Source organism: Burkholderia sp. WSM2232 (assembly GCF_000472545.1).
Taxonomy (GTDB): domain Bacteria; phylum Pseudomonadota; class Gammaproteobacteria; order Burkholderiales; family Burkholderiaceae; genus Paraburkholderia.
Window position 1 is genome coordinate 452,386 of sequence record NZ_AWZV01000003.1, and the last position, 15,033, is coordinate 467,418.

14 protein-coding genes and 1 pseudogene are annotated in these 15,033 nt (G+C 63.6%); 5 read left to right on the top strand and 10 right to left on the bottom strand.

What is annotated here, in order from left to right; all coding sequences use genetic code 11:
* Nucleotides 1–22: 22 nt before the first annotated feature.
* Nucleotides 23–1,420, bottom strand: a complete 1,398-nt coding sequence (locus tag F757_RS0102045; RefSeq protein WP_027209930.1) for a cytochrome ubiquinol oxidase subunit I — start codon at nucleotides 1,418–1,420, stop codon at nucleotides 23–25.
* Nucleotides 1,407–3,755: an FdhF/YdeP family oxidoreductase gene (locus F757_RS0102050; protein ID WP_027209931.1), complete on the bottom strand. Its 2,349-nt coding sequence runs from the start codon at nucleotides 3,753–3,755 to the stop codon at nucleotides 1,407–1,409. Before F757_RS0102050 ends, F757_RS0102045 begins: the two co-directional genes overlap by 14 nt.
* A gap of 305 nt (nucleotides 3,756–4,060) precedes the next feature.
* Here F757_RS0102050 and F757_RS0102055 point away from each other — a divergent pair, with 305 nt between their 5' ends.
* From F757_RS0102055 to F757_RS0102075, 4 genes are all read left to right on the top strand, one after another.
* Entirely contained in the window at nucleotides 4,061–4,540 is a 480-nt protein-coding gene (locus tag F757_RS0102055; protein ID WP_027209932.1) for a hypothetical protein, read from the top strand.
* A gap of 337 nt (nucleotides 4,541–4,877) precedes the next feature.
* Nucleotides 4,878–5,252 carry a response regulator transcription factor gene (locus F757_RS0102065; RefSeq protein WP_027209933.1) on the top strand — a complete coding sequence of 125 codons (375 nt, stop codon included), beginning with the start codon at nucleotides 4,878–4,880 and terminating at the stop codon, nucleotides 5,250–5,252.
* Nucleotides 5,253–5,406: 154 nt separating this feature from the next.
* Nucleotides 5,407–6,933, top strand: coding sequence for a PAS domain-containing sensor histidine kinase (locus F757_RS0102070; RefSeq protein WP_027209934.1), 1,527 nt, complete (start codon nucleotides 5,407–5,409; stop codon nucleotides 6,931–6,933).
* Between the two features lie 399 nt (nucleotides 6,934–7,332).
* Complete coding sequence (locus F757_RS0102075) at nucleotides 7,333–8,916, top strand: trypsin-like peptidase domain-containing protein (RefSeq protein ID WP_084530676.1); 1,584 nt, start codon at nucleotides 7,333–7,335, stop codon at nucleotides 8,914–8,916.
* A gap of 53 nt (nucleotides 8,917–8,969) precedes the next feature.
* Here F757_RS0102075 and hpaC read toward each other — a convergent pair whose 3' ends face one another.
* From hpaC to F757_RS0102105, 6 genes are all read right to left on the bottom strand, one after another.
* Nucleotides 8,970–9,515, bottom strand: a complete 546-nt coding sequence (hpaC, locus tag F757_RS0102080; RefSeq protein WP_027209936.1) for a 4-hydroxyphenylacetate 3-monooxygenase, reductase component — start codon at nucleotides 9,513–9,515, stop codon at nucleotides 8,970–8,972.
* Nucleotides 9,516–9,645: 130 nt separating this feature from the next.
* Nucleotides 9,646–10,389, bottom strand: coding sequence for an SDR family NAD(P)-dependent oxidoreductase (locus F757_RS0102085; protein WP_027209937.1), 744 nt, complete (start codon nucleotides 10,387–10,389; stop codon nucleotides 9,646–9,648).
* Nucleotides 10,390–10,404: 15 nt separating this feature from the next.
* A complete protein-coding gene (locus F757_RS0102090) occupies nucleotides 10,405–11,547 on the bottom strand; it encodes an amidase (protein ID WP_027209938.1) in 1,143 nt (380 codons plus the stop codon).
* On the bottom strand, nucleotides 11,544–12,071 hold the full coding sequence (locus F757_RS0102095; protein ID WP_442856613.1) for a nuclear transport factor 2 family protein: 528 nt from the start codon (nucleotides 12,069–12,071) through the stop codon (nucleotides 11,544–11,546). The genes F757_RS0102090 and F757_RS0102095 overlap by 4 nt, the downstream gene beginning before the upstream one ends.
* A complete protein-coding gene (locus F757_RS0102100) occupies nucleotides 12,064–12,441 on the bottom strand; it encodes a hypothetical protein (protein WP_027209940.1) in 378 nt (125 codons plus the stop codon). Before F757_RS0102100 ends, F757_RS0102095 begins: the two co-directional genes overlap by 8 nt.
* A 33-nt stretch (nucleotides 12,442–12,474) precedes the next feature.
* Nucleotides 12,475–13,632 (bottom strand): acyl-CoA dehydrogenase family protein, encoded by a 1,158-nt coding sequence (locus F757_RS0102105; RefSeq protein WP_027209941.1) that lies wholly within the window; start codon nucleotides 13,630–13,632, stop codon nucleotides 12,475–12,477.
* 36 nt (nucleotides 13,633–13,668) lie between these two features.
* On the opposite strand from F757_RS0102105, the pseudogene F757_RS0102110 reads away from it, so the two are divergent.
* Nucleotides 13,669–14,067, top strand: a pseudogene (locus F757_RS0102110) (hypothetical protein); the annotation flags it as partial.
* Between the two features lie 28 nt (nucleotides 14,068–14,095).
* Here F757_RS0102110 and F757_RS0102115 read toward each other — a convergent pair.
* A complete protein-coding gene (locus F757_RS0102115; RefSeq protein ID WP_027209943.1) occupies nucleotides 14,096–14,470 on the bottom strand; it encodes a tautomerase family protein in 375 nt (124 codons plus the stop codon).
* A 55-nt stretch (nucleotides 14,471–14,525) separates the two neighbouring features.
* On the bottom strand, nucleotides 14,526–15,026 hold the full coding sequence (locus tag F757_RS0102120) for an aromatic-ring-hydroxylating dioxygenase subunit beta (protein WP_027209944.1): 501 nt from the start codon (nucleotides 15,024–15,026) through the stop codon (nucleotides 14,526–14,528).
* Between the last annotated feature and the right edge of the window lie 7 nt (nucleotides 15,027–15,033).

Here is a 15,033-nt window from a genome sequence, read left to right on the forward strand (position 1 = left end):
ACTTGCCTCGCAATGTGAACGATCAATATTCGGTGACGGCCGCTTGCGCTTCGGCCTTGACCGGTGCAGGCGGATTCAGGGAAAGGTCGGGCCCTGCGCGCAGCCAGGCGCGCGCGAGCACGAAGAATGTGCCCAGCAGCACGACGTAGAAGGCGAAAAACATTGCCATGCTGAACGTCACGGACGAAGCGGCCACGGTCGAGACCGCCTCCTTGGTGCGCAGCAGACCATACACGACCCACGGCTGGCGACCCACTTCGCGCACGATCCAGCCGGCCTCGACCGCCACATAAGGCAGTGGAATACAGAGCACCCAGGCGATGAGGAGCTTGCGTTGTTCGAGGAGCCGCTCGAGGTTTGCGCGCGTCTTGCGCAAGACGAACGCCGTCCAGAACGCCAGCAACATGAATGCGAAGCCGATTCCGGCCATCACGCGAAACGAGTAATAGAGCAGAGGCAGCATCGGCGGCTGGTCCGCGGGCTTGAATTCGGACAGGCCCTTGACCTCGCCGTGCAGCGTATGCGTGGCGAGAATGCTCAGCATGCCGGGGACTTCGATCGACCAGTCGTTGCGCTGCTCTTTCTGATTGGGCCACGCGAGCAGCGACCACGACGCGGCGGTGCCCGGCTTGTTGGTGGTCCAGTGTCCTTCGATAGCGGCGCCCTTGGCCGGTTGCGTGGCAAATACGCTGCCGCCGCTCGAATCGCCGAGCCAGATCTGGAGCGGGGTCACAAAAACGAGCACTAGTAAGGCGATCTTGAACGAGCGCACGAAAAATTCCGGATGGCGCCGCTTGAGCAGATTCCACGCGGAGATGCCCGCGATCACGAACATGCCGGTTTCTATCGCCGCTACCCACATGTGCGCCACGCCCCACACCATGTCGGGGTTGAAGATCGCCGCCGCGTAGTCGGTCACGACGATCTTGCCGTTTTGCACGGCGATGCCCGCAGGCGTTTGCATCCACGAATTGGCGACCATGATCCAGAACGCCGAGATGCTCGAGCCGAGCGCCACCATGCAGGTCGCGAACAGATGCACGCCGCGCGGCACGCGAGCCCACCCCAGCAACATGACGCCGATGAAACCGGCTTCGAGCATGAACGCCATCGCACCTTCGAAGCCGAGAATGTTGCCGAAGAACTCGCCGCTATAGCGCGAAAAGCCGGCCCAGTTGGTGCCGAACTGAAACTCCATCGGAATGCCGCTGACCACGCCGACCGCGAAGTTCAGCACCAGCAGCTTGCTCCAGAAGCGCGCGTGCCTGTAATAGACGACGTTGCCGCTGCGCAGCCACAGTACTTCGATCAGCACGAGAAACGCCGACAGGCTGATGGTGAGAATCGGCCACAGGATGTGGAAGATGGCCGTCATTGCAAACTGCGCACGCGACAGATCGAGGACCTCATTCAGATGCATGTTGGCCTCCCGTGGCGGCGGCAGTGGCGGGCTTGCGAGGGGTGTCGGCAGCGGGCGTCGCGGCGCGTGCGATCTTTACCGGCACCGACTTGTACGAAGGCGTGCGGCTTTTCGGGTCGAACGCATAGAGCGGCACGAGCGGGTTCGCTTCCGGGTAGTAGGCGCCGCAGCAACCGTCAGGCAGCGAAAATTCGATGGCCTTGAAATTGCGGATCACGCGTTCCATGCCGTCATTCGCGAGCGTATGAATGTCGACCCGCTCGCCCGCTTGCAGGCCGCGCTTGTGCAATTCGCGCGCGTTCATGAAGACCACGTCGCGCTGGCCGAACACGCCGCGATAGCGGTCTGAATGCGAATACAGCGTGGTGTTGTACTGGTCGTGGCTGCGCATCGTGGTGAGCCACAGCGCATCGGGATCGGGCTCGTGCGGATCTTCGCCGAGTCCCTCGAACACAATGAAGTTCGCGCGGCCTGTGGGCGTTGCCCACACGCGTTCGCGCGCGCTCGAAGCCAGATGGAAACCTCCAGGCACGCGAATGCGCTCGTTGTACGCATTGAAAATCGGGTAGACGGTTTCGATCTTGTCGCGGATGCGGTCGTAGCTCGCGACAAGATGTTCCCAGTCGACATGTGAACGGCTGCCTAGCGTCGCGCGCGCGATGCCGGCAACGATTGCCGGTTCGCTGCGCAAATGCGGCGACGCGGGTTCGTTGCGCCCGGCCGACGCGTGCACCATCGACATGGAATCTTCCACTGTGATGGATTGCGGGCCGTCCGCCTGAATGTCGATCTCGGTGCGGCCAAGGCAGGGCAGGATGAGCGCGTTCTTGCCGTGGACGAGGTGGCTGCGGTTGAGCTTGGTGGCGATATGAACCGTCAGATCGAGCTTGCGCATTGCCGCCTGCACGCGAATCCAGTCCGGCACGGCCGCCGCAAAGTTGCCCCCGAGCGCGACGAACACCCTGGCGTCGCCGCGCATCATCGATTCGATCGCGCCGATCACGTCGTGGCCATGCGTGGCCGGCGGCCGGAAACCGAAGGCCCGCTCGATGCCGTCGATCAGTGCAGGCGAAGGCTTCTCCGTGATGCCGACGGTTCTGTTGCCCTGCACGTTCGAATGGCCACGCACCGGGCACACCCCTGCGCCGGGCCGACCGATATTGCCGCGCAACAGTGCGAGATTGGCTACCTGCTGCACCGTTTCCGTGCCGCGGCGATGTTGCGTGAGCCCCATGCCGTACACGAGAATCGCGTTGTTCGCCTGCATGTAGATGTTCGCCGCGTTCTCGATGTCCTCGCGCGCCAGTCCGCTTTGCCGCACGATCGCGTTCCAGCTGGTCGTGCGCAGATCGGCGAACAGCGCCTCGACGCCGTGCGTATGGTCCTCGATAAAAGCGGTATCCAGTACGCGCGGCCCGTTCGCGGCGAGCGTGGCGTCGTCCGCTTCCATCACGGCTTTCATCATGCCTTTGAGCACGGCGGCGTCGCCGCCCACGCGAACCTGATAGAAAAACGAACTGATCTTCGTGGAGCCGAGCGTGGCCATTTCCACGGGGTCCTGCGGCGACGCAAAGCGCTCCAGTGCGCGCTCGCGAAACGGATTGAACGAGACGATGCTCGCGCCGCGCCGCGAAGCGCTGCGCAGATCGCTCATCATGCGGGGGCTATTCGTGCCGGGGTTCTGGCCGAAGATGAATATCGCGTCGGCTTGCGCGAAATCTTCGAGCAGCACCGTGCCTTTGCCCACCCCGATGGATTCGGGTAGGCCGACGCTCGTTGCCTCGTGGCACATGTTCGAACAGTCGGGAAAGTTGTTGGTGCCGAATTCGCGCACGAAAATCTGGTAGAGAAACGCCGCTTCGTTCGACGCGCGCCCCGACGTGTAGAAGTCCGCCTGGTCCGGACTTTCGAGAGCGTTCAGATGGGTTGCGATCAACGCGAATGCGTCGTCCCACTCGATTGGCACATAGCGATCGGAGGGCGCGTCGTAGACCATCGGATGCGTCAGTCGGCCGGCCATTTCCAGGTCGTAGTCGTCCCAGGCGGTTAGCTCAGAGACGCTATGCTCCGCGAAGAATTCAGGCGTGCAGCGATTCGCGGTGGCCTCCCAGGCCACGGCCTTGGCGCCGTTCTCACAAAACTCGAACGACGACGTGTGCTTCGGGTCGGGCCATGCGCAACCGGGGCAGTCGAAGCCTTCCGGCTGGTTCATGTGCAGCAGCGTCTTTGCGCCGGACACGGCCACGCCTTGCAGCGCGAGCGCCTCGCCGGTTGCCTTCAGCGCACCCCAACCGCCGGCGGGGTCGCTGTAGATGCGGATTGTCTTTTTGGCCATGACCGTTTCCTGGCGTTTCGTTGGGAACATGCGCAGAAGAATGCGTGAAGCTCGTGCGCGGCGCTTTTGCAAATGCCCGCCCGTTGCAGATTCGCACGCTGCATGCAGCCGGGCGCGGCTGCGCCCGGCGGGTGCGCCGTGCATGCCGTGCGTTTGCGAAAGCTCGCAGGCGTTCTGGAAAGACCGGCACTACAGCTCGGCCAATAATCGTTTCCATGCGGCGAGGCTCGTGCGAAGCGGGCGCGGCGGCACCGCGTTGCGCACTCCGCCCCGCGCCGAACCCTGCTACCACCGGAGCACTCCTCATGCGATATCTGGACGAATCGGCTCGCGACATCGATCGCCGTGACTGGCGGCCCGTGCACGGCGCTGACATTCCCTACGCGAGCGGCGGCGGGCTGTCGCGCGCTTCGGCTGCCGAGGTTGCGAAACCGCCGCTGCCCGGACGCTGGACGCGCCGCGTCGTCATCGCAACGGGAGCGTGGTCAGTGCTGGAACTGCCATTCGAGCTGTGGATCAGCACCTCCGTGCGCGACGCGCTCGCCCTGGTCACCGCGAAGCTGCTCTGGCTCGCGCTGGTGGGCTTCGTGCTCGCAGGCCAGCGCGTTGCGCGCATCGCCTACGGATTCTTTTGCACGATCGGTCTGATTGCCATGGCGTTCGCCTTGCCTGCCGAATACCGGCTCTTTCCGCTCGGCTTTGCACTGACCGCGGTGGAATGCGTGTTGAAGGCGACGGCGTTTGTGTGCCTCGTTGGCGCAGGCGTCGACAGCGACGAAAGGTGACCTGTGGTGCATGGCAGGTTGTCCGCAGGCGCCTTCGGGCGCCTTTTTATTGTGCGCTCTGCGTGGGTCCCTGATGCGCAGCCAGGTGGACCGAAGCGGCTCGGGCCGTGGCCTGCGTGAATGAGGGCTCATACTTTAGTGTCATGCCGGCACGGCGGCGGCAGAGCGCGCAAACGCCTCGGGCACCGCATGCGCGGCCGGCGGCACCGAGCGCGTGCCGGGCAACGTATCCCTATGGATAATGGCTCGCCCTGGTCTTCCCAATTAATATGACTGTGAAGACACAGCGGATATGCCGCGTCGGCGCAATGAAAGCGCAATGGGAGTAGGGGCAGCTATGAGCTTTATTTGCATCGTCGACGATGACGCCTCGGTACGCAACGGCATCGGCAATCTGCTGAAGTCGGTCGGATATACCACGATGCTGTTTTCGTCCGGCGAGGATTTTCTTGCGTCGCCGCTCGCGGACGACGCACTGTGCGTGTTGCTCGACGTTCGCATGCAGGGCATGCAGGGGCTGGAAGTGCAACGTCGACTCAAAGCGGAACACAGGACCATACCGGTGGTATTCATGTCCGCGCACGGCGAGGACGAAACGGTGCGGCGAGCCCTGCGCGACGGCGCCGTGAGTTTTCTGCGCAAGCCGTTCGCGGAAGAAGCGTTGCTCGATTCGATCGAGCTCGCCGTCGAACAAAGGAGTAAGCCTGGTTGACTGGCGGGAAATCCGCCAGGCCGCCAGGCGCATCTGCGCGTTGGGCAAGCGTTGCAATGGCAAACCGACAATGCCGGCGAAACAAGCCGCATAAGTGCAGCGTAAAATGTGACTTACAAGTACATTTTACGACTTCACCGGAACAGCCCCCGACATGAGCCAGAATGACAACAGGCAGGACGCGACGCGTGAAACCGAGGAGCAGTTCCGGATTCTTGTTCAGGGCGTGACCGACTACGCGATTTTCATGCTGTCGCCCGCGGGCGTGGTGACCAGTTGGAACGTCGGCGCGGAGCGGATCAAAGGGTATCGGCAGGCGGAAATCATCGGCGAGCATTTCTCGCGCTTCTACTCGGACGAAGACAAGGCGGCCGGCGTGCCCGCGCTGATTCTCGCAACAGCGGCGAAAGAAGGCCGTGCCGAGCGCGAAGGTTGGCGCGTGCGCAAGGACGGCAGCCGCTTCTGGGCGCACGTGGTGGTCGATGCGATCCGCGACGAGGCGGGTTCCCTGGTCGGATTCGCCAAAGTGACACGCGACATTACAGAGCGCAAGCAGGCGGCCGCCGCGCTGGAAAAGGCCAATGCGGCCTTGTTCCAGGCGCAGAAAATGGAGGCCATCGGGCGCCTGACGGGCGGCGTCGCGCATGACTTCAACAATCTGCTGGCGGTACTTTCCAACGGGCTGGAGGTGCTGGCCATCCAGTCGCGCACGCCGATCGAGCGGAAGATGATCGAAGGCATGCGCAGGGCGATCGACCGTGGCGCCTCGCTCACCCAGCAATTGCTGTCGTTCGCGCGGCAACAGCCATTGCAGGCGCAGGTACACGACCTGAACGCGTTGATTCGCGAGTTCGCGCCCATGCTTTCGCGCGCGGGCAACCGCAACACGAAGGTCGAACTTGCGCTGCAGCCCGGCGATACCTTCGCACTGGTCGACGCAGGGCGTTTCGAGGCGGCGCTGCTCAATCTCGTCGTCAACGCGGTCGACGCAATGCCGGCGGGCGGCACCGTGACGATCGGCACCGGCGCCGTTCAGTCGGACGCCGACTTGCCGCCTGGGTTGGCGGCTGGCCGCTACGTGCGTATTTCGGTTGCGGATACCGGCACGGGCATGTCCGGCGACGTGCTGGCGCAGGCGTTCGAGCCGTTCTTCACCACCAAGCAGCCGGGCAAGGGAACAGGGCTCGGCCTGAGCCAGGTGTATGGCTTCATCACTCAGTCGGGGGGCGACGTGCATCTCTCGAGCGAGGTGGGTAAGGGTACGAAAGTCGATCTGTATCTGCCGCTTGCGCAGCCGGAGGCTGTGGTCAGTGTTCCGCATGTTGCGAAGCACGAGACGGTTCTGCTCGTCGAGGACGAGCCCGATGTGCTCGGCGTCGCGTCGGAACTGTTGATGAGCATCGGCTACGAAGTGGTGGCTGCCAGCAGCGCGTCCGAGGCGGCGCAGATTCTCAGGGAGCGAACCGACATCGCCGTTGTCTTCACCGACATTACGATGGCGCACGGCATCAGCGGGCTCGAACTGGCACGTCTGGTCCGCTCGGAGTATCCGGCAATCAGGGTGGTGCTCACGTCGGGCTATTCGGCGGCTCCACTGCATGAAAGGAGCGGGATAGGCGATGTGATCTTTGTGCAGAAGCCATACCGCCTGGCCGATCTTGCGAAGGCGCTGCGAGCCTGAGCGGCGAACGGTGGTTTCACAGGCCGGGAATCTGACCAGGGGCGGCGGTGCAGGTCAGAGTGCGGAATCTCGTTGGCATTCTTCGGCGGGAAAAACGCGACGACATCGCGATGCATGCCGCCCGTCTGCGCGCCGGAGCGCCGCCGCCTGAATGCACGCCAGGATTTCTACTCGCTGCAATTTGCGCGCGCCTTTCCTATAAATAGAGCAGGCGGGCTGGAACAGGTCGGTTGCATTCGAACGCGCGAATGCACTGGAATGCCTGGGCGCCGTCACGCGCAAAAAAAGTCTTCACAGTGCAAGGCATAAGGGAGGTGCGCTGTGTCCAAGCTGATCCAATCGAGCCGCTCTATCCGCTCTCTGGCCGGGTTCTGCTTTGCCGTGCCCACGGCATGTCTGATGGTCGGTCCTATCGCCAACGCAGCGGCAGTCGCCACCTTACCGGCGGCCGCTTCCAGCGTTGCGCCGGCCGCCGCTTCTCCATCGGGTCCGCCTTCGTCGTCCTGGCCGGCATCTCCCGTTACACCAGCAAGAACGAAGCGCGCGACGACCGGCGCGGTGGCAATCGACTTTCCGGCAATCGTCGCGCGTTACGGGCCGGCCGTCGTGCACATCCGCGCGACAGTGCCGGCCGAAGCGGGTGCGGGCGCCGCACCCGCTTCGGCCCTGGCCGCGGACGCGATCGAGCATGACGATCCCATCGTGGCTTTCTTCAGGCAGGCCGTGCCGCAATCGCCTGACAGTCAGGGCGCTACGCCGCGCGCGATGTCGGGCGTTGGGTCGGGCTTTATCGTGAGCCCGGACGGTCTCATTCTGACGACGGCGCATGTGATCGGCCAGGCGGACGACGTGAGCGTGCGCCTGACCGACAGGCGCGAGTTCAAGGCGAGGGTTCTGGCCGTCGACCCGCAAAGCGACATTGCCGTGCTGCAGATCGACGCGGCCAACCTGCCCACCGTCAAGCTCGGCGATGCAAGCCGCGTGCGCGTGGGCGAACAGGTGCTGACCATAGGTTCGCCGGACAGCTACCAGAATACGGTCACGGCGGGCATCGTGAGCGCGACGTCGCGCACGCTTGCCGACGGCAGCACCTTCCCGTTCTTTCAGACGGACGTGTCGCTGAATCCCGACAATTCGGGCGGCCCCGTGTTCAATCGCGCTGGTGAAGTGGTCGGCATCGACGTGCAGGTGTACGCGGACAGCGATCGCCTGCACAGCCTGACCTTCGCGATCCCGATCAACATGGCGGACATGTTGCGCTCGCAGTTGCAGGAGGGGCAGGCGCGACAGGCGCAACAGGCGCAACAGGAGGAAGAGGGCCTGGCCGAACAGCAACGCGCGCAAGGTCTCGCGCATAGCAATCTGGGCATACAGGTACAGGACGTCGATGCGAATCTGGCGAGCGCGTTCGGTCTGCCCAGCGCGGCCGGCGCGCTCGTGACCGCGGTCGAGCCTGGCAGCCCGGCCGCGGCGAGCAACCTGAAAACTGGCGACGTAATCGTGCAGCTAGCGGACCAACCGATCGGCCACGCGGCCGATCTGAGCGCACACGACATTGCCTTGCAGAACCGCAAGAGTGTGCCGCTCACACTGATTCGCGAGCGCAAACAGATGACAGTGGTGGTGAATGCCGGGCCCACGACGCAACAGGTGAATGCAGGGGCGGGCGGCGTTGCCGGCCCGCGCTCTGAGGCGGGGACGCGGCAGCGTCATGGGCTCGATCGTCTCGGTCTCGCGATGCATCCTCTGACCGACGAGGAGCGGCGCAGTCTGGACCTGCCTCAAGGCCTGATGGTGGACCAGGTATCGGGGACGGCTGCCGCTGTCGGCATCAAGCCGGGCGATGTCGTGCTGTCGTTGAACGGCACGCTGGTCGCGTCGCAGGACGAACTCGCGTCGCTCGCGGCAGGCGCCGGCAAGCAGGCGGCGTTGCTGGTGCAGCGCAATCATGCACGGCGCTTCGTGACGGTCAATCTCAGATAGGGTGAGCGAGGTCACGGAAGCCCGTATGCTCCTGGCGGATTGCCGCGCCGCGCTCACTGACCAGCCGTTGCCTTCCACGCGCGCGGCACGCGATGGAAATTCCGGTCGAAATAGATCAGGCTGTCGCCGTCGCTGCGCACCCTGATTTCGTGGGTTTCGACGAACATCACCGCGTGCGAACCGACATCTTTCGCCTCTACTATCGTACCCTGCAAACTCGCGAGCGCGCCGCGCAAGACGGGTACGCCATTGTCGCCATCATCCCAAACCGGAAGTTGAAAGCGCTCTTCCATCGACAATCCGGTCATGCCTGCGAAGTGCCGTGCGATGTTCTCCAGGCTCGCCGGCAGCACGTTGATGCATACGTTGCGATTGCCGTCGAACACGGCATGCATGGCGCTCGAGCGGTTAAGACACACGAGCAGCGTCGGTGGCGTATCGGTCACCGAGCACACGGCACTTGCGGTGATGCCGCAGCGGCCGTGCACGCCCGCCGTGGTGATGACGTTGACCGCTGCGCCGAGATGCGCCATTGCCTGGCGGAACTGCTGACGCAACGGATCGATTGCGGTGCGAACGGGCGTGGGTTGGGTTGACATGATGGATGTGCCTCCGGGCTTGATCTGTCATTCAGTAAGAGCGCGGTGTCGATCGCTACGCTCGTGCGCGGCGTGCTTCAGGTGTGCAACGCGCCGCACAAGCGGGGCAGATGAGTGGACCGTCGCTCACCTAGCGCATGAACAGGCCGCCGTTGATATCCCAGCACGCGCCGTTGGCGAAATAGGCATCGGCGGACGCAAGCATGACGGCGACGTCCGCGACATAGCTGGCCGAGCCCAGGCGTCCGACTGGAATGCCGGCAATGACGTTTTTGAGCCGGTCCGGCGGCACGCTCTCATGCACGATGGGCAGATCGAGCGGGCCCGGCGAAATGGCATTCACCGTCACGCCGCGCGCGGCGAGGTCGCGCGCAAAGACCTTCGTGAGCGTGATGGCGCCGCCCTTGGCCGCGGCATAGTGCGCGCCGGTAGCGGAGCCGCCGTTCTGTCCCGCGAGCGATGCGATATTCACAATGCGCCCCGCGCCCTGCGCCGCGAAATACTGCCCGAACACCTGACACCCGAACAGCACGCTGCGCAGATTGATGCCGATGACCTGGTCAAACTGCTCGGCGGTAATCTCCATTACGGGCACGACCTTCGATGCGCCCGCATTGTTCACGAGCGCGTCGATTGCGCCCCAGCGCGCAAGCAGCGCGTCGCGTGCGGCGTCGAAATCGGCCTTCGACGTAACGTCGAGTTTGATCGCGAATGCGCTCGAACCGTCGCTGCTCAACTCGCGCGCGAGCGTGTTCGCGGCATCCACGGCGATATCGCCAAGCGCGACTTTGTAGCCCGCGTCATGGAAGCGGCGCGCAACTGCTTCACCCAATCCGCGCGCGGCGCCCGTCACAAGCACAACTCTCTTTGACATAGCGTCGGGTCCTCTTTACGCGTTCGAAGCGAGCATCGCTTCAATGTGAGCGGCGACCGCGCAAACTGTCTCGTCCTCGCCCTTGCGGCCTACGATCTGCAATCCCGCTTTCAGTGATGTTCCCTCGATTGAAACAGGCAACGTCAGCGCCGGATGTCCGCTCAGATTGAACGGGCGGATCAGCGACGACATGGCGATGACCGACGCGCCCGCGCGCGCCGCTTCGATCGTGATCGGCAGCGAGGGCAGAGTCGGCAGGACGAGCACATCGGCGTCTTGCAGTACGCTATCCACTTCTTCTGTGAACGCGCGGCGGATGCGTTCGGCGGAGTCGAGATCGGAAGCCGTGGTGTTCGCAGCGGTGCGCAAGCGGGCCTCGATGTCCGCGCCTAGTTTGCCGCTGTCGACGAGATGGCCGAACGCACGCCACGTTTCGGCGTTGATGACGGCGAGCCCGGCCGTGAACGCATCGCGCATGGCTGCGAGCCGTACGTTGCGCGATGCAAGTCCGCTACGTGCCACGGCAGCCGCGAGCGCGTTTCTGATCGCGTCGTCTGCTTCGACATCGGGTATGGCAATGCGGATGTTCGCTGCATCGCCGCGCGCGCGGTCCTGCTGGAACGACGAGTCGATTGCCTCCATCACGTTGATGAGGGTGTTCATGTCGCGGGCAAACGGACCGACACAATCGAGTGTCGTGATACGTGGCGCCACGCCTTCACGCGAGACGCGCCCGAATGTCGGCTTCAGGCCGACCACGCCGCAGCATGCGGCGGGACCACGCACCGAGCCGCCTGTATCGGTGCCGAGTGCCGCATCGACCAGACGCAATCCCACCGCCGACGCCGAGCCGCTCGACGAGCCGCCCGGAATGCGTGCGGCATCCTGCGGATTGCGCGGCGTCCCGCAGAAATCGTTGATGCCTGTCATGCCGAACGCGAGTTCGTGCATGTTGGTCTTGCCGGTGATGCGCCAGCCCGCGTCGAGCAGGCGCTGCACGACATCGGCATGGCGCGTGGCGGGCGGTGCATCGGCAAGTGCGCGGCTCGCGGCAGTCGTCGCGTAGCCGGCAATATCGATGCTGTCCTTGATCGCGATGGTCGGCGCGTCCGGTCGTGCATGCGCAACAAGGTCGAACTTTTGCAGGAAGGCGCTCATGCGCGAACTCCTTGGACGGGATTGACGTGCCACGGCGCATCGAAGAGACGTTCGGTACGAAAGTGCTGGATCAGCCAGAGGTCTTCATCGCGCGACGACGGCCTGAAATCTATCTCCAGCCGCGCCGCGACGAGTTCGGCGCCCGCGTCCACATAACCGGACGCTTGCAGCATGATCCAGCGGCCTTTCGCCGTATTGCCATGAACTTCGATGTGCTCGCTAGTCAGGAAATGCACGTTGGTCGCGAAGTGCGGCGTGGGCGGCAAGTATCGTTGCAGCATCGCGACGATATCGGACGGTCCCTGCAAGCGGCCGAACTTGTTTGCGTATTGCGGGCCGATGCCTTCCCACACGGCGTCTTCGCTAAAGAGCGCCGCGAGCGATTCGCCTTCGAACATGCGTGCGGGCACGTCGCACAGCGCCATGTAGCGCGCGACGGTTTTGCGCACGGCGTTCTGCGCTTCCAGCGAACGCAGACGGCCCTGCAGGCGTTCCATGATCTCGTTGCTCATGGCTTCACGCATTCGTGACAGCGACAGGCGGAACCGTCAGCGCGCGGCCCACGCGAGCTTCTATCTTGCCGTAACGCCAGAGGTTGTATTCGCCGACGGGCGTGGTGCGATACAGATTGCAGACCGCAACTGCCGTGTCGAAATCGGCCACGTCGGCCATGATGTAGAAGGTCCACGGTGCACCGTCGGCGTTGCCGACGACGAGCCGGTCATCGTCCATCACGCCGAGCACCCGCACGTTGGGCATGGCTTCGATCGCATTGAGCATCTTGCCGTAGGCCTGCCACACCTCGCCAATCTGCTCGCGGGGCAGGTCGAAAAAATTCTGCGTGACGCCGCAGCAGAACAGCACGCGCAAGGGCAGGTTTCGAGTGTCGGTCATGGGGCTTTTTCCTTGTTCGATCAGATGTGTTGGTCACAGATAGCCGGGAATGGGCTGCACGCCGACGAATACGGCGCCCGCGCCGTCGTAGTTGCCCTCGCCGAGAAAAGCGTGCTGCGTGACGACCATCGCGTCGCGCACGAGCCGTTGCAGCGGATGATTGCGATAGATCGCCATCGTCCCGCCCAGCCGGTACGCGCGGTTCACCACTTCCGCGCTTTCACGCGCGATTTGCGTGGCACAGAGGCGCAGCAGGCTGACCTGTTCTGATGTCACGTCGTTGCCGGCGAGAATGGATTGCCATACGCTGTCGGTCGATTCATAGAAAAACGCGCGCGCCGAACGCAATTGCGCTTCGGCTTTCGCAAGCTCGATACGGTAATACGCGCGATCCGCGAGCTGGGGTGCGCCTGTGGTCGTCTTGCGGCCGCCCGCCATGTTGTTCGCGACGTCCAGCGCGGCGCGCGCAAGGCCGAGGTTCACGACGGCCAGCACTTGCGCGGCATATGCAATGGTCGGATAGCGGTAGAGCGGTTCATCCACAGTTGGCGTGCCGCCGCGCACGAACGTCCAGTCTTGCGGCACGAACTGGTTAGCCACACGCAGATCGTGGCTGCCAGTGCCTTGCATACCGACGACGTTCCAGTTCTCGACGATCTCCACCTGCTGCGGTTTGAACACCGCCGTGCGGGGCTTGCCCGGCGTTTCGCCGGGCGTGCCGCCTGTGCTGATTCCAACGCCGAGCCAGTCCGCGCCCTTGCAACCGCTCGCAAACTTCCAGGTGCCGTCGACGCGATAGCCGTTCGCTTCAAGGGTTGCTTTCTGCACGGGAAACAGGCCGCCCGCGAAGACCTGATCGGGCCCGCCTGCGTAGATTTCGGCCTGCGTGGCAAGCGGTAACGCAGCGAGATAAATATTTGCCGAGCCGAAACTCGCGACCCACGCGGCCGAGCCGTCGGCGGTGGCAATGCGTTCGATGAGCGCGAGAAACTCGCCGGGCGCACGGGCATCGCCACCAAAACGCTTCGGCGTTGCGGCCCGATAGATGCCAACCTGCTTGAGTTTTTCGATCACGTCGCGCGGAACATGCGACAGGCGCTCGAATTCCTCACGACGTTGTGCGATTTCCTCGATCACGTCGTCGAAAGCGAACGGGCAATGCTGGGGCTCGATGGTAGCGGCAAGCGACATGACGTCTCCTTTCTGCTTCGATCATTGATATGTGGGGCACGCACGCTCGAATACGCGGGGCGCTACAACGCGATGGGCGAGATGGCGATGGCGCACGAGCTCAGTCAGCCGCTCGCGGCGGTCTGCAATTTCATCGAAGGCGCAATCCGGCGGCTCGATCAGAACGCCACGGAAAGTGCAGTCTGGGGCTTGCGTGAAGCGGACCGGCAGGCGGAGCTTGCGGCGGGCATCATCAGAAGCGTGCGCGAATTCGTGGTGAAACGCGATCCGCTCGAAAGAGAGGCTGACCTGCGCGACGTGCTTGCGGACGCGGCGTGCTTCATTGAACTGCTGTACAGAAACATCGTAGCCCGGCATGGCGGACGCATCAGGGCGCAACGTTCTGCAACAGGCGGGCTCGACTGCCGCTTTGCGCTGCCGCTGTTGTTGCCGTGACCCTTGCGCGCCTGATTGCATGATGCGGCTATCGGCCCAACGCGCGCGCGGTCTTGCCGCCGAGGCCAAAATCCGTGTTGGGAATGTCCTTCATCATCACGCGTGTCGACTCCAAGGGCACATTGAGCACAGCAGCGCTTGTTTCGCTGAGATGCGCGATCAACGCTTCTTTCTGCGCGTGGGTGCGGCCAGCAATCAGAATCGCGATGATGACGGGCAGCGCGGCAGGCGTGAGCTTTCCGCCCAGCCCAATGTTTGACGCGGGCAACTCCGACAGCAGAATGCGCACGGATTCGGCAGGCGCGCCGATGGCGTCCACGGTTGCCTGCGTCAAGCCCTGAATGAGCGATGCCTTGCAATCGTCGGCGTGACCTTGAGGTAAATAGACTTCGAGTGTCGGCATGGTCGAAAGAAGAAGACGCATCGGCGCAATGCGTGCACCGATGCGCGATTGAGCATCAAAGCAGGAAGCCGATGGCGTTCAGTGCTTCAGTGGAGTTGATCAGGCGAATCACTTTCTCCACGAGACGCGGTTCGCCGTTCTGCATGCCGATCTTGTGCGTGAGATCGGCCGCAAAAATCGTCGACACGCCGCGCTTGTACGCGATGATGATCTGCGACGACTTCACTTCGACGACATCCGCGCTGTCCGACGAGCGTGTGAAGCGCGACACCGTGCGCACCGTGCGTGCCGCATCGGATGCAGACGCGGAATAGCCGGACTTCATGCGCTGCACACGCAACTCGCGCATGTGCTGATCGTCGAACGCGTAATTCAGCGTCGCTGCATAGTCGGTCGTGTCGGGATCGATCGGCACCACATACATGCCTTTGGAGTCCCACAGGTCCAGCCACGCGTGATAATCGCGCCGGTCCAGAAGCTCGGCCTCGTGCCAGATGAATTCGATTGCGCGCGCGAAAGTCTGGTCGGACAAGAGTGCGTTACGGTCGTCCATCATGCTTGCT